Genomic DNA, 19,174 nt, shown 5'->3' with positions numbered 1-19,174 from the left:
CCTACCTCGCATCCGGTAGTGGCAACGTGGCTCAAATGAAAGTACGAACAGGCTGCTCAGACAATATTTTCCAAAAGGAACTGACTTATCGGTTCACAGCCAGCAAAGACTTAACAGTGTTGCCAGACAGCTAAATGAAGGATTTTTTGTATAAATCATTCCGTTAAGCATAGGGTTCAGATGAAGAAAGAAGAGATTCATCAGCATCTTGATGAAGCGTTGGCACAACAGGCACATTAATAGGCAGGCTATTATGGTTAAAAAAACCACTTCAGAGCAGCGTCGTGAACTCGGTGCTTTCCTTGTAAGCCGGCGCGCACGCCTTAATCCTCAGGACTTCGGCATGCAACAGGGTGCTCGCCGTACACCCGGTTTACGTCGTGAGGAAGTCGCCGTCCTGGCTGGAGTCAGTGTGAGTTGGTATACCTGGCTTGAGCAGGGGAGAGAGATTAAACCTTCGGCAGATGCACTCCAGCGTATAGCCAAAGTTCTTAAACTTAACCGAATTGAATCATCCCATCTTTTTGCCCTTTCACCGCGCGAAGAGCCGGTACCCCATCCCCTCGCGGATGGTGTGAGTGATGGCCTGAAAAGTTTAGTGCGCGCTATCGATCCCATTCCGGCATATGTGAGAAATGCCCGACTTGATATTCTCGCCTGGAATGATGCTATTGCTGATTTGTTTATTGATTATGGATCGCTGGAACCTCATGAGCGTAATACGTTGCGACTGCTGTTTCTATATCGTCCGTATCGCACGCAGATCCTGGATTGGGAGCAGATGGCACGAGGGATGATCTCCGTTTTCCGCGCATCACGTGCCCATGCTCAGGACAAAAAGCCTTTTGACCATCTCATTAAAGAACTCTCTGAAAAAAGCCCGGAATTCAAGGAGTGGTGGCTGGATACGGAAGTGAAAGGCATGGGAGAGGGGAGCAAGCGGCTTTTGCATCCCACTTCCGGACATATTGAATTTACCTACGTTGCACTCACGCCAGAGGGGAGACCCGACCTCTCTCTGGTGACCTATATTCCCCGGCACGTTGCCTGTGACTCCCAGTCATAGGATAACAAGACGCCTTCCAGGGATGATTCGACCTGCCTAAACTGGATTTTATCGAAGCACACAACGTGCTTCTCTTAAACCGTTTATGAGGCAAAAACTATGTCATCCCAACATGTCACACAGAATACGCTTTCTATTGATGTCGCGACTTCACGTAATCCTGCGACGGACGAGTTGATCGCGACTTATGCATTCCAAACTGCAGACGAAGTAGAAGGCATGCTGGCAGGTAATAACGCGGCTTTTCGCCTGTGGCGTGCTACTCCCATGTCTAAACGCGTAGAAGCTTATCGTCGTTTATCCGCGATTCTGCGCGAGCGCTCAGAAAATTTGGCAGGGATCATCACCGCTGAAATGGGAAAAACCCTCGCGGCTGCCCGCGCAGAAGTCGAGAAGTGTGCAGCGACTATTGATTGGATTGCCACCAATGGCCCGGCAATCCTCGCAGATGAGCCTGTTTCTGTCGAAAATGACGATCAGGTACATGTCTCCTATCTGCCGATTGGATCTATTTTGGCCGTCATGCCCTGGAACTTCCCTTTATGGCAGGTCATTCGCGCTTCGGGCCCGATTATGCTGTCGGGTAACGGTTTTATCCTCAAGCACGCGCCCAATGTGATGGGCTCTGCCTATGCTTTGCAGGATGCTTATGAGAGTGCAGGCTTCCCTAAAGGTTTATTCGCCAATCTTATTGCTGATAACGAAACGGTTGCAGAAGTGATTGAGGATGATCGCATTGCAGCAGTGACATTGACGGGGAGTATGCGGGCGGGTTCTGCCGTATCGGCGATTGCAGGCAAAGCATTGAAAAAAAGCTTGCTTGAGCTAGGTGGATCAGACGCATTTATTGTGCTCGCTGACGCCAATATTGATTTGGCTGTTAAAGCGGGTGTTGAAGCGCGATTCCAAAATGCGGGCCAGGTGTGCTTAGCCGCGAAACGGTTTATTTTGGAAAAACCCATCGCGGAGGAATTCACACAAAAATTCATCGCGGCCGTCAGACTGTTGAACGTTGGCGATCCGCTGGACCCGCAAAATAGAATCGGGCCCATGGCGCGAAAAGATTTGCGTGATGAATTACATCATCAAGTAGAACGAACTCTCGCAGCCGGCGCGACACTTCTTCTTGGGGGGAACAAAATCTCGGGCCCCGGCAACTTCTATGAGCCTACCGTATTGGGCGAAGTAGGCCCGGGAATGGCTGCATTTGATGAGGAAACCTTCGGCCCTGTTGCAGCCATTACTATCGCAGATGACGTCGAGCATGCCATTGAGCTGGCAAATACCAGCGATTACGGCTTAGGGGGCAACCTTTGGACCAGCGATGTTTCCCGTGCCCAGCGAATCGCGCGGCGCTTAGAAACCGGAGGCGTATTCATCAACGGATTTTCTGCCACTAATGCCAGCATCCCGGTTGGTGGTGTGAAAAAAAGTGGGTATGGTCGCGAACTCTCGCACTTTGGCCTGCGTGAATTCACAAATGCTCAGGCAGTTTGGGCAAAGAAAGTTGACTAAGTGCATTATCGATACGTGAAAAAACGCAGTTGAATAAGCAGTAAAATGAGTGGTTTATCTCATCGTGACAGGCATCTGCTATGAGAAGGTGCCTGGCACATAAAAGACCAAAAAGTTTTATTAACTATCTGTAGACGACCGGTCTATTCAGTGTTAGCTTACTCACATGGCAACGGCGACTAAGCGACATAGCACGACAGCCGTTCCGAAAAAATCAAACAGCACGCAGAGTTGGCCGGAATAACAGGCACAGGTGAAACATTTTTATTTAAGAACTCATTAGACGACTGGTCTAATTCTACTATCACTTTGAAATACTGGAGAGTAATGATGAAAATTCTGATGGTCTTAACCTCACACGACAAACTGGGTGACACCGGCCGCAAAACCGGCTTCTGGCTGGAAGAGCTGGCTGCACCTTACTACGCCTTTAAAGACGCTGGCGCAGAAATTACGCTGGCTTCACCGAAAGGCGGTAACCCGCCGTTAGACCCAAAAAGTAATGAGCCTGACTTCCAGACCGAGCAGACCCACCGCTTTGAGGCAGACCCCGAAGCAACAGCACACCTGGCGTCAACGGTTCGTCTCGACAGCGTTTCACAGGCTGATTACGACGCCGTTTTTTATCCGGGTGGTCACGGCCCTCTGTGGGACCTGGCCGAAGATAAACACTCCATCGCCCTTATCGAAGCCTTCCTGGCGGCAAACAAACACGTCGCTCTGGTCTGCCATGCGCCTGGCGTGCTGCGCCATGTCAAAACCCCGGAGGGAAAACCGCTGGTAGAAGGCCGTAAGGTCACCGGTTTTACCAACAGCGAAGAGGACGCCGTGGGCCTGACGCAGATTGTGCCTTTCCTGGTAGAAGACGAGCTGATTGCCAAAGGCGGGATTTACTCGAAAGGGGCGGACTGGAGTTCTTATGTTGTTACTGACGGCCTGCTGATCACCGGGCAAAACCCAACCTCCTCTACCGAGGCGGCAGAAGAACTGATTAAACAGCTGGGTGCATAACGGTTAATCACGTGGGGAGGGAGTTCTTTAAGCCCTCCCCCACTGAGCAAATCTGGACAACATTACACACCTGAATGTCCGTCCGCTGGCCTGTAAGGCAGGGAGCCAGGATGTCAGGGTATTAACTTAAAAAATGACAATTGAAGGAAATACATCATGTTTAAAAAATCATTGACCACGCTGGCTTTAAGCCTGGTTCTGTCTGTTTATGCTCAGTCTTCAATGGCTGCGCCGGTAAAAAACATCGTTCTGGTACATGGCGCTTTTGTTGATGGTTCAGGTTGGGATCCGGTGGCTCGCACTCTGAATAAAGCGGGCTACAAAGTGTCGATTGTTCAGGAGCCGCAAACCTCGCTGGCTGATGATGTCGCGGCGACTCGACGCGTTCTGGCATTACAAAGTGGTAAATCACTGCTGGTTGGCCATAGCTACGCCGGGATGATCATCAGTGACGCGGGAAATGACCCCTCTGTTGCGGGGCTGGTTTACATCGCAGCGTTCCAGCCGGAGCAAGGTGAATCATTGCTGAGTTTGGCCAAAAAATATCCGCCAGCCGCTCAGTCAATTACTGAAACGCCAGATCACTTCCTTTATATCAAACCGGAAAATTTCCACGCTGACTTTGCCGCTGACTTGCCGGTCAAAGAGACAAATCTGTTGGCGCAATCTCAAGTCATGACCGCAGTAGCAGCATTCGCTGCCCCGGCAGGCGTTCCTGCATGGAAAACGAAGCCAAGCTGGGCAGTCGTGGCGACGCAGGATCGTGCTATTAATCCAGAACTGGAGCGCTTCATGGCTAAACGCGCGCACAGCACCGTCACTGAATTGAAAGGTAACCATGCCATTTACGCATCGCAACCGGAAAAAATTGCGGTCCTGATCGAAAAAGCGGCACAAAGCTTATCTCAGTAAACATCAGTTAAATGCTTTCTAGGCCAGTCATTCTGTCAATGACCGCCCAGTGTAAAAGTAAATATACGAAGAAAAATACTTTTAAATCAAATGCTCCGCCCATGAGGCGTCGCCAACAGAAAAGAGAATAAAGAGATGAAAACTATTCAGGTGAAAGACGGTTCTAAGATTGCATACAAAGACTTTGGCAAGGGACAAACCATTATTTTCTCCCACGGCTGGCCATTATCAAGTGATGCATGGGACGCGCAAATGTTGTTCTTCGGTCAGCAGGGGTTCCGTGTCATCGCTCACGATCGCCGCAGCCATGGCAACTCGAGTCAGACGTGGGACGGCAATGATATGGATACCTACGCTGAAGATTTATCATCACTCATCGAGCAGTTAGATCTCCACGACGTTGTTCTGGTTGGACACTCGACTGGCGGTGGTGAAGTCGCACGCTATATCGGTACGTATGGCTCGGCACGCGTCAGCAAAGCCGTTCTTATCGGCGCAGTACCTCCGGTTATGCTGCAAAGTGAGAAAAATCCTGGCGGTCTGCCTATGGAAGTGTTTGATGGCATCCGTGCTGCGGTCGAAAAAGACCGTTCTCAGTTCTACAAGGATTTAACCACGCCGTTTTTCAACTATAACCGTTCGTCAGAGACGCCTTCTGAGGGTGTGAGGGAAAGCTTCTGGCTTCAGGGAATGCAGGGTGGGATCAAAGGTCAATATGACTGTATCAAACAGTTCTCTGAGGTTGATTTCACTGATGACCTTAAGAAAATCGATGTGCCAACCCTGATCATGCATGGTGATGACGATCAGATCGTTCCGCTGGCCGACTCTGCCATTCTGTCCGCGCAACTTGTCAAAGATGCGCAGCTCAAGGTCTATGCTGGATTTGGCCACGGGATGACAATCACCCAAGCCGGGACGATTAATGAAGACCTGCTGAGATTCATTGAAGAGTAATGCGATAAGGGACATACAGGGTCCCCATTTATACCCGTTTCCCAGGCATTGAACGAATTTTAAAAAGAATTCAGTGCCTACCCTTGCCCACGTTTAACGTGTGCTTAAAAATAATTTAATGAGGATATGATCATGAAAAAACTAACTAAAGCCTTTGCTGTAATCGTACTCACTGCCGCTTCTTTTGCCACTTTTGCCGCGACCGAAGTCAACGCTGTACCTGTGAAGGGACAAAGTATTGGGGTGATCAACGCTTCAGCTGTCGGAAGCAATTTGAGCGACCTGCAGGACAAACTGGCGGCGAAAGCGACTGAACATGGCGCAACGTCTTACCGTATTATTTCAGCCGGTGGCGATAACCATCTGTACGGCACTGCTGAAATCTACAAATAAGCGTTAGCAAAATGGAATAGTTTTATCTTGCCTGTAGACGACTGGTCTAGTTCTTGGTAGATTGAACCTATGAATACTACAACGCAACTACATAACAATGAAATCCGCGAGCATATTCTGGCGACAGGTCAGCGTATTATGGCGGGTAAAGGATTTTCTGCGGTCGGATTGAACGAAATACTTAAAGATGCTGGTGTGCCTAAAGGCTCTTTCTATCATTACTTTAGTTCGAAAGAAGCTTTTGGCGCAGATATGCTGGCACACTATTTTGATGATTATCTCGCCGATATCGACAGGACACTGGGCCAGCCAGGTCTCAATATGGCTCAGCGACTGATGAACTACTGGCAGCAGTGGCGAGAATCTCAGTCGTTCTCTGACTGTCAGGGTAAGTGTCTTGCCGTGAAATTAGGTGCTGAAGTTGCCGATCTTTCGGACACGATGCGCTTAACGCTAGAGGCAGGCACTTCAGGAATAATCTCGCGTCTGGCACAAGCGTTAGAAACGGGCGTAGCCGAGGGGTCTCTCACTATTGACGATACACCTCGCACTGTGGCAGAAAGCCTCTACCAGCTTTGGGTAGGTGCAAGCGTAATGGTCAAGATTGTTCGAAATACTGGCCCGTTTGATTCAGCGCTGATCACGACAAGAAAAATTATTCATATTACCCCCTAGCAAGGGGGTACTCAGTATAGAGTCGTTTTTTGTATCCGTTTAATATACGACCGGTCTAATATTTGTCACTTAATGTCGCCTCTTACGATGATCACTCATGGAAAATCCTTATGAATCATAAAGCCTTATTCGAGCCAACTCAGCTTGGCCCTTATACCCTTAAAAATCGCATTGTATTCCCCCCACTGACGCGCCAAAGAAGTGAACAACCCGGTAATGTACCCAGCGACCTCATGGCCGAATATTACCGTCAACGCGCGGGTGCAGGTTTCATGATCACTGAAGGCACTCAGATTGAGCCCCGGGGACAAGGTTATGCATGGACACCGGGAATTTATACTGAGCAACAAATTGAGGGTTGGAAAAAAGTGACCCGCGCTGTCCATGCCGAAGGGGGGATTATTTTTGCACAACTTTGGCATGTGGGACGCGTTTCTCATTCTGCATTGCAACCAGAAGAAAGTGCCCCCGTGGCTCCTTCAGCGATTCAGGCTGAACAAGCAAAGGCTTTTATTGAGACAGGGCCAGGTACGGGCACCTTGGTTACCCCTTCGGTTCCTCGCGAACTGACGCGGTCAGAAATTAAAGACCTCGTGAATTTATATGCCCAGGCGGCGAAAAATGCCATCAGTGCAGGTTTTGACGGGGTCGAGATCCATGCTGCGAATGGTTATTTGGTTAATCAGTTTATTTCAGAGCATGCAAACCAGCGTAAGGATGAATACGGCGGTTCTATTGAAAATCGACTGCGGTTTTTGGATGAAATTGTGCAGGCTATCTCTCATGCAATAGGGCCAGACCGGCTGGGCGTTCGCTTCACGCCTTTATTTTCCAGCACAGATGAAGACCGCGTCTATATCGGCCTGGTTGAAAGTGATACGCATAAAACCTACGTCGAAGCTGTAAAAATCCTGGAAAACGCCGGTGTGGCCTATATGTCTATAGCCGAAGCCGACTGGGAAAATGCTCCCGACTTACCCGAAGCGTTCCGCCGTGCGATCCGCGCGATATTCAGTGGACGCATCATCTATGCCGGTCGATACACAGCAGAACGTGGTGCCCGGATGGTTGAGGAGCAGTTGGCTGACCTCATCGCATTTGGTCGTCCATTTATCGCTAACCCTGATCTCCCTGAACGCATTGCGAAGGGTTGGGCATTTAACGATCTTAATGCCGCCACGCTGTATGGCGGGACCGGTGAAGGTTTTACTGATTATCCGGTTTACAACGCGCAGCGTTAACAAATTTAAAGGGCATATCATGAACAATGGAATTGAAAATAAAGTTATTTTAATCACCGGCGGTAACACAGGGATCGGTGCTGAGTTTCTGAATGGAGCAGGATTTTGGGTCAGGATCAGTGTAATATTTATGGAAAGATTGGCTTAAATGAACCAGTGGTAGAGGAAAAGAATTATTATCATAACCATTAAATATGGGTTACATATCATGTCTGCATAAATTTGTCTCACTAACTCAAACTGATCAATAATGAATCTACTTTACGCGCCCGAGATGAAAAAAGCCCGCGACAGGCGGGCAAATAGATCAGGATCATTTTTGTATATATTGGGTGAAACACGACTAAGTTAACCTGTCTCTGGTAAACCAATCACAAATGGAGAAGCAAATATTTAACCCTACTCTTACCATTACGTAATCAAACGAATGCTAAGCCGAGAAATGTTCAACATTCTGTTATCAACAGAAACCTAAGAAACTCAAAACAAAATTAAGTAATCGGTTGCTTAATTAATGCGTCTCAATTCTTAAATAATCATTCACACAAGATAAGATAACAATCAACCTGTTGATTTTAATTGTAAATTAAATTAAATAACTAATGTACCCACAAATAACAAAACCAAATTAACACTTCTTCACTGTTATTTACACATTCTCTTTTATTAATATTAAAGATCTGCTCCACCTCCCCCGATAAAGCGTCACAAACCTAAACCGGCGTTAAATCAACTAAACGTTCATTTTGATTGGAAATGTACGGAGTTTATTTGACTTAGCTGCGTAAGGTAACAGTGTTCTCCATAACCTCATTTATGATTCACCTGCCAGAGGGTAATATCTTGACTTTTAATAACATTAAAATTGGTGTGCGTTTAGGACTCGTTTTTGGATTTATTATCACGCTCTTAATTATCGTGAGCATAACTGCATTCGTAAAAATAAACGCCATCAATGCATTAACCCAGCAAATGATTGAGGTTCGCTACGAAAAAGTCAGGTTGGCTTTTGATGTGCGCTTTCAGGTCAATGAACAGATCAAGTTTCTGCGAGGTGCCGTCATTGATTACGCCAGACCTGAATATAATAATCAGCGCATACAATCGCTTAATAATGCATCATCTGCGACACAACAATTGATTGCAAAAATCACTGCTCTTCAAACGACGGCCATCGGGCAACAAAAAATCAAAGCACTCGCCCAGGCAAACGAAGAATACAGGGAGGCACAGAAAGGATTATTTGCTCTTTTGAAAGCAGGCAAACGTGAAGAGGCAGAAAATTATGTCCTACGCAGCATGCGGGCGCCGGAAGCTGCAATGCTGAAATCCACAGCAGATTTCGCCGACTCTCAGGCTTCACAAATGAAAGAAGAAGGTCGTCAGATACTGCATGAGAGTGCAATGGCAATCAGGATAACCCTGCTGATATCCCTCATGGCCATCATATCTTCCATTATTTTAGGATATTTACTCACCCGCTCTATCACACGTCCGATGATGCATGCTATTCGTATTGCTGAAAACGTAGCCAAAGGCGATCTCACCTCCGAAATACAGGTCAATTCTACGGACGAAACCGGGCAAATGATGCTTGCTCTGCTGAATATGAATAATAACCTGCGGAAAATTGTCAGCGAAGTCCGTTCGGGCACTGACACCATTGCGACGGCTTCTCAGCAAATATCAATGGGAACGCTTGATCTCGCTTCACGTACCGAGCAACAGGCCAGCTCGCTTGAAGAAACGGCCTCTGCGATGGAGCAGATGACATCTACCGTAAAACAAAATGCAGACAATGCCCATCAGGCAAATAACTTGTCCAAATCAGCGTCACGTGTTGCCACCGAAAGTGCCGATGTGGTGAGTCAGGTTGTGGTGACCATGGACATGATTAATGACGCCTCTAAGAAAATTGTCGACATCATCAGCGTCATCGACCGCATCGCTTTCCAGACCAATATTCTGGCGCTCAACGCTGCGGTGGAGGCTGCACGGGCCGGAACGCAGGGAAGAGGATTTGCGGTCGTTGCAACAGAAGTACGTGGCCTTGCACACAGTTCTGCGACAGCAGCCAGAGAGATTAAAAGTCTGATTGAGGAATCCGTTACCCGGGTGGATGAAGGTACCCGTCTGGTCGCTCAGGCGGGCTCAACTATTTCCAACGTCGTGAGCAGCGTAAGCAATGTCACCGGCATTATGGGTGAAATTTCTATCGCCAGTGTTGAACAAAGCACCGGCATCGGTCAGATCAATGCTGCGATCAACCAGATGGACAGCGTCACACAACAAAATGCCTCCCTGGTTCAGGAAGCCTCTTCAGCTGCGCAGTCACTGGAGGATCAGGCTGTCCGACTGGTGAAGGCGGTTAGCATGTTTAAACTCTGATAAGGATTTAAACCTCTTAAACGGGGCATTGCTGTTTATCCGCTCCCTGTAGCGTCAGAAAAATTTCCGACGCTACAGGGGAATAAACTATTAACAAATATTTCACTTTTGAAACTTGTCAAATAAAAGATTTTTAACTATTTTTACGACTCTTTAATTTCAGGCAGGAAAAAACATATTAATGAAGGATTTTTTAATCGAAGCAAATCGCTTTCTATACACTGCACCCGATACATTAATTATAAGAAAATTACCTCAAAATGATGTGAATCTCATTGAATACAGTAGGGATAATTATTCGTACAGAAACTACTTTACGGAAGGTAAAATCGTTTTCGGACAGATAATTATCTCGCTAAACAATAATCCAATTTGGTGTATGCAATTTAATGGCGGTGCCACAATACCGTCCCTGGATGAGAGGACAATGCGTAATCTCAGGTTTATTGCGCGTAAGAACCGTGGACAGGCAGATCATCGTTATCCCATCAGGGGGCCCAGAGAAAGTATTTATGCGGATTTGCATTACTTCAATGATGTGTTTGGCTGCCTTGATAAATTTCAGGGACATGAGTTCATTCAAAGTCAGGGGGAAACCTGCTTTAAAATGAAATTCTGTGGTGGGTCATTATGTTAGCGGCTCCTCTCCCGATGAGAAGTCATATTAAATAAATATAATCGGGCAAAAAAAACGGCGATTTTCTCCAACAATTTCTTTCACTTCATCAACTGATGACTCACTTTTAGGATTAACGGAAGGTATTTTGTCACGGAACGGTATTATTACCTGAGTAGAGTACCTAACTCATGTTTACTGTTGCGTCAGAGGGTTCTATGGCTTACATCGTGGTTTTTTTATCATCATTGTTTATGGTGGGTTCCGTATTTGCGGCTTCCGTGTCCACCGTTGCGATTTCCTCCCTCACTTCAGCCATGAATCAGCGCATGCTGGACATGAAAGATGTCGCGGATTATAAAGCCGCACACCATCTGCCTGTAGAAGATATGATCCGGGAACAAAGTGTCCTAACCCGTACCCGTGAGGAGGCTGAAGAGTCAGGGCTCGACGGCAGCTCAATACAGCCCTTTATTCAGGCGCAAATGGATGTCGCAAAGGCGATTCAGTATCGTTACTTTGCCCAGTGGTTATCTCAACCACCCGACCGCACGGGTACGCAAAGAAGCCTGGATGACGTCAGGGCGTCCATTTCTCTGCAGGATAAAAAGATTCTTGAAGCTATCAGTCAGAAATTACTTGCTGGCGGCTTCCGTGAGTCAGACGAGTCAGAAATATTTAGTCTATTGCAGGCACCGCATCTGACAGATGCGGATAAAAAAATGTTGATCGGCTCTTTAGTGCATATCAGGCGTATTAAATAACGGCCTTTCATCAATACAGCAACCAGGACGAAAGGAATAACGATCCACTTCAGCAAACATGGGATGTTGAGCCAGCTCGCTGAGCGGTATAGCATTCTGTGCGTTTCAAAATGGAACTCAAATTCTCTGTCCAGAGTGGCTTATCTTAACGATCAATTGATCTTGGTAGCAGGAAATTAACTGATGGATCGCCCTCTCCATTCAAGCCTCGTCCCCAATCAAACTAAGTGTATTGTTAATTCTCACTAAAAGTGATCAATAGAATGCGCTTCAAACAAATTAAAGACCTTAGTTTTTTCATTTGTTTAATAAAAGCGCAGAATATGATAGACAATATTAATCTGTGGTCGCTAGCTATTTTAAATAGGATTCTTCCTGATTCCAGCCTGCATCTTCTGTTTTTTCAAAGGTTGGGCTGCAGAGGATTTTAGAAACGGTTTCAATTGTTTTAAAAGTGCATGAACACTCTATGTTCTGGCATTGATAATATGACTCCTTGGTTTGCTGTGACAGGTATCGGCTGGTTCGTATATGTGCTGAGTGATTGCAAAGCGGGCAACGCATCATAGGTAAAGCCTCGTTAATGTAATCATGCTAACTCATTGAATGTTAAAAATTATATTGCGTGGGGTATGATTGTCTTACTTCGACTGAGAGCGCAGAAGAAATGGGTGGGATGCAAACAAAATAAAGAGGAGAAAATAAAATCATTCCTGACATAACGCTTTCCTTAAAGATGTTGTGTACTTACTGTCTGATACATTCCATAAAAATTAAATAATTTATAGCTGTCTTAACCCTCACACAACAAATTAAATTGACATTGAAAAGTAATTCAAAATATTTCTTCCTAAGGATTTATTAATAATTATTTAGAATTTCGTGCTATTTCCCGCAGTTAAACCGATTATTTTTTCGCTGGACATTCATAATGAGTAAGCCCATCTCGTTTGCTAGCTATTTTACTAGAAGTTGTGATGAACCGGTAGAGGATAGAATTCGCTTCCTTTCCTGACTATGAAAAAATAATATGTAGCCAACTACACAACTTCCATTCCAAAAACATATACATAAGGTATTTCATATAAATTATGTATACATAATGGCACAACATCAACTGAGTGCATGCCTTATTTAATCATGCAACTATTCTTACGACTTCAAACGTCAAACACTCTTAATACTTATTTAATTAAAGGATATTTACATGACAAATTTAAATTATACACCGACAATCTGGACTCGTGCTGATGCTCTTAAGGTCAACGAAAACGACCCTACCACCACCCAACCGATTGTGAGCGCCGATTTTCCGGTCATGAGTGATGAAGTATTTATTTGGGATACTATGCCCCTGCGGTCATTAGACGGTACGGTGGTTTCTGTAGACGGATGGTCTGTTATTTTCACGCTTACCGCTCAGCGTAATAACAATAATTCAGAGTATCTCGATGCGGAAGGAAATTATGACATCACCAGTGACTGGAATAATCGCCACGGGCGCGCAAGAATTTGTTACTGGTATTCCCGTACGGGTAAAGATTGGATTTTTGGCGGGCGTGTTATGGCAGAAGGTGTCTCCCCTACAGCCCGCGAATGGGCAGGAACACCCATTTTGCTTAATGAAGACGGTGATATTGATCTTTATTATACCTGCGTCACGCCGGGAGCGACCATTGCAAAAGTGAGAGGCAAAGTGCTGACCTCAGAAGAAGGTGTAACGCTGGCCGGTTTCAACGAGGTTAAATCATTATTTTCAGCTGACGGCGTGTACTACCAAACTGAAAGTCAAAATCCGTACTGGAACTTCAGGGATCCAAGCCCGTTTATCGATCCCCATGACGGGAAGCTCTACATGGTATTTGAAGGAAATGTGGCGGGTGAACGCGGTTCTCACATCGTTGGCAAAGAGGAAATGGGTATCCTGCCGCCGGGCCATCGTGATGTGGGTAATTCGAAATTCCAGGTGGGCTGTATTGGTATGGCCGTCGCCAAAGATCTGTCGGGAGACGAATGGGAAATTCTCCCACCTCTGGTCACGGCTGTCGGTGTGAATGATCAAACCGAACGCCCGCATTTTGTCTTCCAGGATGGAAAATATTACTTATTCACTATCAGTCATAAATTTACTTATGCAGATGGTCTGACAGGTCCTGACGGTGTTTACGGCTTCCTGAGTGATAACCTTACCGGCCCGTATTCTCCGATGAACGGCTCCGGTTTGGTGTTAGGCAATCCGCCTTCTCAGCCCTTCCAGACCTACTCACATTGCGTCATGCCCAATGGCCTGGTGACATCCTTTATTGATAACGTTCCGACAAGCGACGGTAATTATCGTATTGGTGGGACAGAAGCTCCTACCGTAAAAATTGTCCTTAAGGGAAACCGTTCATTTGTAGAGCGCGTGTTTGATTACGGGTATATCCCGCCAATGAAAAACATTATTTTAAATTAATGAGGTAATCTGCCCTTCCGCATACTGTTTGCGGAGGGGCAGATTAAATGAGTCATAGTATCTGAAAGTTATATGCCTCATCAGACCTCAAAGGTAAAAAGGCTTTATTTTGAAACCCGACCATCCATTAATAATGTTGTTCTTAACGCTTTTTTTTCGCCAGGATTCTCTTGCCAGCGGTGTAATGATGTCAATGTTAATGGCACTGCTCAGGACAATATATTTGAAAGGCTCCCGACGGGAGATAATATGCGAAGCGTTACTTTGTGGAGCTCTCACTATAACTGCGATTTCAATAAGTTTATACTTTGGAGCCTCTGAAAATATGACGATGAGTATCGGCGGTATCATTGGTTTTATCGGCGTCAGAAAAATATGGGAATATTTAACCAGTTATATTCAGAAGAAATTATTAGGGAAGTAAACTGATGAGCGGCTTAACATCCCCTTTTCGGTCAAAGCACCAAGTGGCAATAAATCATTTCTGTCTCAGAAACGCTCAAATCGATACGGAGCGGGATCAATAATTGGCTGACAGCCGGAAACAAGATCGGCCGCCAGTTGTCCGGCTGCTGGCGAAGTACCAAAACCATGACCGGAGAAACCCGTTGCAACCGTCAGACCGGGTATTCGGTTTACAGGTCCGATAACCGGGTTGGAGTCTGGTGTAACATCAATCGTTCCAGCCCATGTATCGGCAATCTCCGCTTTGGCGAATGCGGGCCAGGCTGCCATTAAATTATCCATTGCTTCCTGATTAAGTGCCCGGTTGGCAGGGGGATCCATCATCCGCACCTTCTCAAACGGCGTGATACTTTTTGCCCCCCAATGACGTGCCAGCGTCAGGTCATGCAAAAAATTCTTACCCAGCGAAATGCGTAAATTGTCGCGCTGTGCACGCAGCTGGGGCAAATAGCGTAATCCGAGCAATAGATGGTCCGGTACCAGTGAGGCGTCCAGCGCGCCGCGCTGGGTAATAATGAACCCGCCATCCTGATGTTTTCGGAAAGAAAAATCCGGTGCGCCAACTGCTATTTCTGTCGGGCCAGCCATCGGACGAGTGCGCAATACCGAACAGATTAATGGTAAGGTCGGCAAGGATACGCCATGATTGCCCAAAAAACGCCTCGACCAGAGCCCGCCGGCGAGCAGCACCTGATCGCAACGAATTTCGCCTCGTTCCGTGACCACACCACTGACTTTCCCGGCAGAAAGTGTCAGGCTGCGCACTGCGCAATTTTCCACAATAAAGGCTCCTCTGGCGATCGCAGCTTTTGCTATCGCGCTGGCAGCCAGTGTCGGTTCGGCACGTCCGTCGGAAGGCGTATAGATCCCCCCTGCCCATTGCCCTCTGCCCCCGGGGACCATTGCAGCAATTTCGTGCCGACTAAGCAAACGTGAGTCAAGTGACAGCTGCGCAACCGATTTGAGCCAACCTTCATACAAAGCCATCTGCGCTTGCGTGCGAGCAACGAACATTATCCCCGCCTGGCGGTAACCCACATCACTTCCCAGCCGATGCGGCATCATCGCCCAGAGCCGATCCGATGCCAGCGCTAACGGAATATCTTCGGCAAGACGGCTGGTCTTACGTACCCATCCGAGATTACGGGATGATTGCTCTCCTGCAATAGCGCCTTTTTCCAATAAAACTACAGGGATTTTACGTTCAGCCAGCGCCAGTGCAGCAGTCAGGCCAACGATGCCCCCTCCGATCACCACCACAGTCGTTGCGGCAGGGAAAGTGGCGGAAGTCTGAACAGGAGTTATTGCCGGAGCCATAGCGACCTTCTTAAGTGGTTTAATATGCAAAAATTCAGTAAAAGAACCCGGCACTAAGACCCGACAATGATTTCTTCCACTTCCGCTTTTCCAGCCCCGCGCCAGGCAGTGGCTTCTAACTCAACTTTATAAACGGTCGATCCCAACGGCGGACAGGTCACCGTGGTCGCCGGATTGATGCCACGAAACTTCGCACCAATAATCTCCATCACGCTAGCGACATCCTTCGGATCCTGAATATATACCCGGGAAAAAACCACATCGGAAAGCGTGGCACCGACCGCTGCCAGAGCCATCTCAATATTTGCAAAAACCTGGAGTGTTTGTTCAGTCACGTCGTCAGGAATTTCGTTGCTACGCGGATCCCGGCCGGCCGTATTGGAGACAAAAATCCAGTTATCGACAGCAACAATGCGGGAATAACTCCCCCGTTCTTCAAATTTTGAGCCGGTTTTTACTTTAGTAATTTGGGTCATTTTGTACCTGTAAGATCAGATTATTGGAGGTGAAGACGTGACTTGTCCGGTACTCAGAAGAGTACAGGCGCATTCCACAGGTTGAGTTTGAGGCCGATCCCTTTTTCAAGCGCATTGCGATAGACAACAGTACCCCAGGCCACATCCTCAACCGGCATACCGCCGACTGACATGATGATGATTTCGTCATCGCTTTGGCGCCCCGGCGCATCTCCGGCAACAATCTTGCCGATGTCTTCCAACTGGTCAGCGGACAATTTCCCGGCCGCCAGCATGTCCATAAACCGCACGCCTATTACGGGGATGGTGTGATGGGCAGGTTTCGGGACCTCTTCATACCAGGCGTGATAAAGCCCGGTATTGTCGAGCACTTTACGCACATCGGGTTGCTCCATGCCTTCGTCAAGGTTACACAGCGCCGGCATGGCGAGAAAAGCACCAGGCTTGACCCATTCGCGTTTTACCAACGGATAAGTTGCCGGATCGCCGACTTCCCCGGAGCTGCAATAGGTGACGATATCCGAATCACGCACCACCTGTTCAAGGCTATCGACGACCTGGATGTTGGTGATCTGAGGAAAGGTATTTCTGGCCCAAACGATAAAGCTGTCGAGATTCTTCTGACCACGGCCTTTCACCTTGATGGTGTTTATCTGCGGGCAGACAGCCATAAACGCCGCCACAGTAGTTTTCCCCATAACGCCGGGCCCCAGCAACCCGATCACCTGTGCATCGCGACGTGCTAAATGGCGGGCGCCGACACCGGGTACAGCCCCCGTGCGGTAGGCTGACAACAAATTTGCCGACATATACGCCAGTGGTGCCCCAGTATCCGCATCGTTTAGCGTAAACATCAGAATGGATCGTGGTAATCCCTTCTGCCGGTTGGCGATATTAGAGCCATACCATTTCATACCTGCAGTGCAGAAATCGCCGCCGAGATAGGCGGGCATCGCCATAAAGCGACGATCAGCTGTCGGTTTAGGCATATTGGGAAACGGTGAGTCGTTCGGAAAAGTCACCATTGCCCCATGTGAATCGTTGTTCGCTCCGGCCATGCGATAATCTCCCTGGTATAGCAGAGCAAACATCTTTTCCATCGTGTCAACACAGGCAGTCATATCAGTTACACCAGCACGGATCATGTCCTGCTCGGAAAGATAGATAAAATCAATTTTAGCGGCGTCAGACATGCCAGTTACTCCGTTAATGGGTGGGTTACATTTTTGTTAATCGTTTCGCGACACGATGAAAATTACGGGATAGGAAAACGGCTGTATTGAATATTTGCGACATTGTGAAAAAGAGATCGCCGGATATGGCATCCGAATTGCAGAGACAGGAAATGTTCTTTGTTATGGCGGGGGGCTTATGTCCTGTACAAACATTATCAATCCGGAACAGCCGTGGTTTGTGCTCAGTGCAGCGAGACAATATTCGCTGATGAACGCTGAGAATTCGGCCATTTCCCATTTTTACAGTTTCGAGGTATCTCCGTCTGCCCCTCTGACCCTCGCGGTACCGGATGGTTGCGTAGATATTGTCTTTGACTGCGATACCATTCATCCCATGGCGCGGGTATGCGGAACCACCCTTGAAGCGCGCAGCGCAAGGTTAATCCCAAACCACCGCTATTTCGGTGTGCGCTTTGCCCCTGGTGTCATTCCGGATTTTCTCGATGTGATGGCAGAAGATCTGACCGACCGCGAGTTTAATTTTCTGGACGTGGTTCCGGACGCACGTCAGGCCTGCGAGCAAATCCTGCGCACTGAGTTATTTGCACAGCAAATCACCTTGTTTAATAACTATTTTACGCCGCGACTGGCACGCAAAACGTCAACGGTGACTGCTTCAATTATTCGCACAATCCTGCAACAGAAAGGCAATTTCCGTGTCGGGCAACTGGAGGCATTAACTGGCTATACCTGTCGTACCATCCAGAGACAGTTTCGCCAGGATACCGGTATGTCTCCGAAGGCATTTGGCCGCATCATGCGCTGCCAGTCTGCCCTGAACAGCTTACATCAGGGTGCCAGCGTCTCGTTTTCCGAACTGGCACTGAATTTGGGTTTCAGTGATCAGTCACATTTCCTGCGCGAATTCAAAAAACTGATCAGTACCACCCCGCTTGATTTCCAGCGCCGTATGCTTCTTGCCGCCCATGCCGAGCGCATTAGTTACCATTAGGTTATTTTCAAGTTAACAGAAGGTGGCACTAAAAAAGTGCATATGTTGCACTATATGACTGTCCGATTTGTTCTATCCCACGCTGGCGCCGCTGGGAAATGATGCTGTCCTATATCCACTTACAAATAGGGCGCTGGCGATGAGTAACATTAATGGGTTAAGAAAAAACTCCCTGGGTTTATTTTCTCTGGTCTTCTTTGTCGTTGCCGCTGCCTCCCCCCTGACAGGGGTTATTGGTGGGTTGCCTGTGGCAATTTTTACGGGGAATGGCGGCGGTGTTCCGGCCGTTTATATTATGGCCTGCATTATTCTGATGCTCTTTTCTGTGGGCTACATAGCGATGAGCCGCTATGTAAATGACGCCGGAGCTTTCTATACCTATATATCAAAAGGCCTGGGAGAAAACTGGGGGGCCTCCGCGTCAGTACTGGCCTTGATTGCCTACCTCTCTATTCAGATAGCCATAATTTCCATGCTCGGCTTCTTTAGCCAGGAGTTCCTTGCACAGCATCTTGCGCTACATATTCCCTGGTGGGCACTCAGTATGCTGTTTACCATTATTGCCTGGATTTTCGGTATTAAACGGGTAGAAGTCGGGGGGAAACTGTTGGGAGTGCTGATGATCGCGGAAGTGGCAATTGTGCTGTTGACGGACGTCAGTTTGCTGATAAAAAAGCCGGGGCCACTGAACTTCAGTTCATTTGATCCGGCCGTGTTTAGTCACGGCAATCTCGGT

General features: G+C 47.5%; 19 protein-coding genes and 2 pseudogenes. 17 read left to right on the top strand and 4 right to left on the bottom strand.

What is annotated here, in order from left to right:
* Window positions 1-19: 19 nt before the first annotated feature.
* From ACOZIO_RS23715 to ACOZIO_RS23655, 13 genes and pseudogenes are all read left to right on the top strand, one after another.
* Window positions 20-136, top strand: a pseudogene (locus ACOZIO_RS23715) (IS30 family transposase); the annotation flags it as partial.
* Window positions 137-253: 117 nt separating this feature from the next.
* Window positions 254-1,066 carry a helix-turn-helix transcriptional regulator gene (locus ACOZIO_RS23710; protein ID WP_421595781.1) on the top strand — a complete coding sequence of 271 codons (813 nt, stop codon included), beginning with the start codon at window positions 254-256 and terminating at the stop codon, window positions 1,064-1,066.
* A gap of 99 nt (window positions 1,067-1,165) precedes the next feature.
* Window positions 1,166-2,581 carry an NAD-dependent succinate-semialdehyde dehydrogenase gene (locus tag ACOZIO_RS23705; protein ID WP_129955375.1) on the top strand — a complete coding sequence of 472 codons (1,416 nt, stop codon included), beginning with the start codon at window positions 1,166-1,168 and terminating at the stop codon, window positions 2,579-2,581.
* 330 nt (window positions 2,582-2,911) lie between these two features.
* Entirely contained in the window at window positions 2,912-3,592 is a 681-nt protein-coding gene (locus ACOZIO_RS23700; protein WP_129955473.1) for a type 1 glutamine amidotransferase domain-containing protein, read from the top strand.
* Window positions 3,593-3,748: 156 nt separating this feature from the next.
* Window positions 3,749-4,504: an alpha/beta fold hydrolase gene (locus ACOZIO_RS23695; RefSeq protein ID WP_421595779.1), complete on the top strand. Its 756-nt coding sequence runs from the start codon at window positions 3,749-3,751 to the stop codon at window positions 4,502-4,504.
* A gap of 135 nt (window positions 4,505-4,639) precedes the next feature.
* The gene (locus ACOZIO_RS23690) at window positions 4,640-5,461 is read left to right on the top strand and encodes an alpha/beta fold hydrolase (protein ID WP_421595778.1); all 822 of its coding nucleotides are present in this window, start codon (window positions 4,640-4,642) and stop codon (window positions 5,459-5,461) included.
* A gap of 132 nt (window positions 5,462-5,593) precedes the next feature.
* Entirely contained in the window at window positions 5,594-5,854 is a 261-nt protein-coding gene (gene bhsA / locus ACOZIO_RS23685) for a multiple stress resistance protein BhsA (RefSeq protein WP_129955378.1), read from the top strand.
* A 69-nt stretch (window positions 5,855-5,923) separates the two neighbouring features.
* Entirely contained in the window at window positions 5,924-6,529 is a 606-nt protein-coding gene (locus ACOZIO_RS23680; RefSeq protein WP_014333868.1) for a TetR/AcrR family transcriptional regulator, read from the top strand.
* 110 nt (window positions 6,530-6,639) lie between these two features.
* Window positions 6,640-7,770, top strand: coding sequence for an alkene reductase (locus ACOZIO_RS23675; RefSeq protein WP_421595776.1), 1,131 nt, complete (start codon window positions 6,640-6,642; stop codon window positions 7,768-7,770).
* A gap of 19 nt (window positions 7,771-7,789) precedes the next feature.
* Window positions 7,790-7,918: a hypothetical protein gene (locus tag ACOZIO_RS23670; RefSeq protein WP_255466776.1), complete on the top strand. Its 129-nt coding sequence runs from the start codon at window positions 7,790-7,792 to the stop codon at window positions 7,916-7,918.
* Between the two features lie 692 nt (window positions 7,919-8,610).
* Window positions 8,611-10,158 (top strand): methyl-accepting chemotaxis protein, encoded by a 1,548-nt coding sequence (locus ACOZIO_RS23665; RefSeq protein ID WP_129992248.1) that lies wholly within the window; start codon window positions 8,611-8,613, stop codon window positions 10,156-10,158.
* 181 nt (window positions 10,159-10,339) lie between these two features.
* The gene (locus ACOZIO_RS23660) at window positions 10,340-10,795 is read left to right on the top strand and encodes a DUF5680 domain-containing protein (RefSeq protein ID WP_235174996.1); all 456 of its coding nucleotides are present in this window, start codon (window positions 10,340-10,342) and stop codon (window positions 10,793-10,795) included.
* A gap of 170 nt (window positions 10,796-10,965) precedes the next feature.
* Window positions 10,966-11,538 (top strand): chorismate mutase, encoded by a 573-nt coding sequence (locus ACOZIO_RS23655; protein WP_421595774.1) that lies wholly within the window; start codon window positions 10,966-10,968, stop codon window positions 11,536-11,538.
* A 354-nt stretch (window positions 11,539-11,892) separates the two neighbouring features.
* Here ACOZIO_RS23655 and ACOZIO_RS23650 read toward each other — a convergent pair whose 3' ends face one another.
* Window positions 11,893-12,105 carry an ogr/Delta-like zinc finger family protein gene (locus ACOZIO_RS23650; RefSeq protein ID WP_129955385.1) on the bottom strand — a complete coding sequence of 71 codons (213 nt, stop codon included), beginning with the start codon at window positions 12,103-12,105 and terminating at the stop codon, window positions 11,893-11,895.
* Between the two features lie 640 nt (window positions 12,106-12,745).
* Between ACOZIO_RS23650 and sacB the strand changes: the two genes are divergently transcribed.
* Together sacB and ACOZIO_RS23640 are read left to right on the top strand one after the other, a co-directional pair.
* On the top strand, window positions 12,746-13,993 hold the full coding sequence (gene sacB, locus ACOZIO_RS23645; protein WP_129955387.1) for a levansucrase: 1,248 nt from the start codon (window positions 12,746-12,748) through the stop codon (window positions 13,991-13,993).
* 109 nt (window positions 13,994-14,102) lie between these two features.
* The gene (locus ACOZIO_RS23640; protein ID WP_129955389.1) at window positions 14,103-14,417 is read left to right on the top strand and encodes a phage holin, lambda family; all 315 of its coding nucleotides are present in this window, start codon (window positions 14,103-14,105) and stop codon (window positions 14,415-14,417) included.
* Window positions 14,418-14,482: 65 nt separating this feature from the next.
* Here the strand turns inward: ACOZIO_RS23640 and ACOZIO_RS23635 are convergent, their stop codons facing one another.
* From ACOZIO_RS23635 to ACOZIO_RS23625, 3 genes are read right to left on the bottom strand one after another with little or no spacing between them, the layout of a single operon-like run.
* Window positions 14,483-15,775: an NAD(P)/FAD-dependent oxidoreductase gene (locus ACOZIO_RS23635; protein WP_217219352.1), complete on the bottom strand. Its 1,293-nt coding sequence runs from the start codon at window positions 15,773-15,775 to the stop codon at window positions 14,483-14,485.
* 53 nt (window positions 15,776-15,828) lie between these two features.
* Window positions 15,829-16,251, bottom strand: coding sequence for a RidA family protein (locus ACOZIO_RS23630; RefSeq protein ID WP_421595771.1), 423 nt, complete (start codon window positions 16,249-16,251; stop codon window positions 15,829-15,831).
* A 53-nt stretch (window positions 16,252-16,304) separates the two neighbouring features.
* The gene (locus tag ACOZIO_RS23625; RefSeq protein WP_129955395.1) at window positions 16,305-17,444 is read right to left on the bottom strand and encodes a tyramine oxidase subunit B; all 1,140 of its coding nucleotides are present in this window, start codon (window positions 17,442-17,444) and stop codon (window positions 16,305-16,307) included.
* 178 nt (window positions 17,445-17,622) lie between these two features.
* Between ACOZIO_RS23625 and ACOZIO_RS23620 the strand changes: the two genes are divergently transcribed.
* Both ACOZIO_RS23620 and ACOZIO_RS23615 read left to right on the top strand, forming a co-directional pair.
* Entirely contained in the window at window positions 17,623-18,438 is an 816-nt protein-coding gene (locus ACOZIO_RS23620; RefSeq protein WP_129992223.1) for a helix-turn-helix domain-containing protein, read from the top strand.
* A 139-nt stretch (window positions 18,439-18,577) separates the two neighbouring features.
* Window positions 18,578-19,174: pseudogene (locus tag ACOZIO_RS23615) on the top strand (APC family permease); the annotation flags it as partial.

Origin of the sequence: Rahnella sp. PD4, from assembly GCF_049199325.1 — a bacterium.
Taxonomy (GTDB): Bacteria; Pseudomonadota; Gammaproteobacteria; order Enterobacterales; family Enterobacteriaceae; genus Rahnella; species Rahnella perminowiae.
The sequence above is the reverse complement of the archived record's forward strand: the minus strand, read 5'-3'. Positions and strand labels throughout refer to the sequence as shown.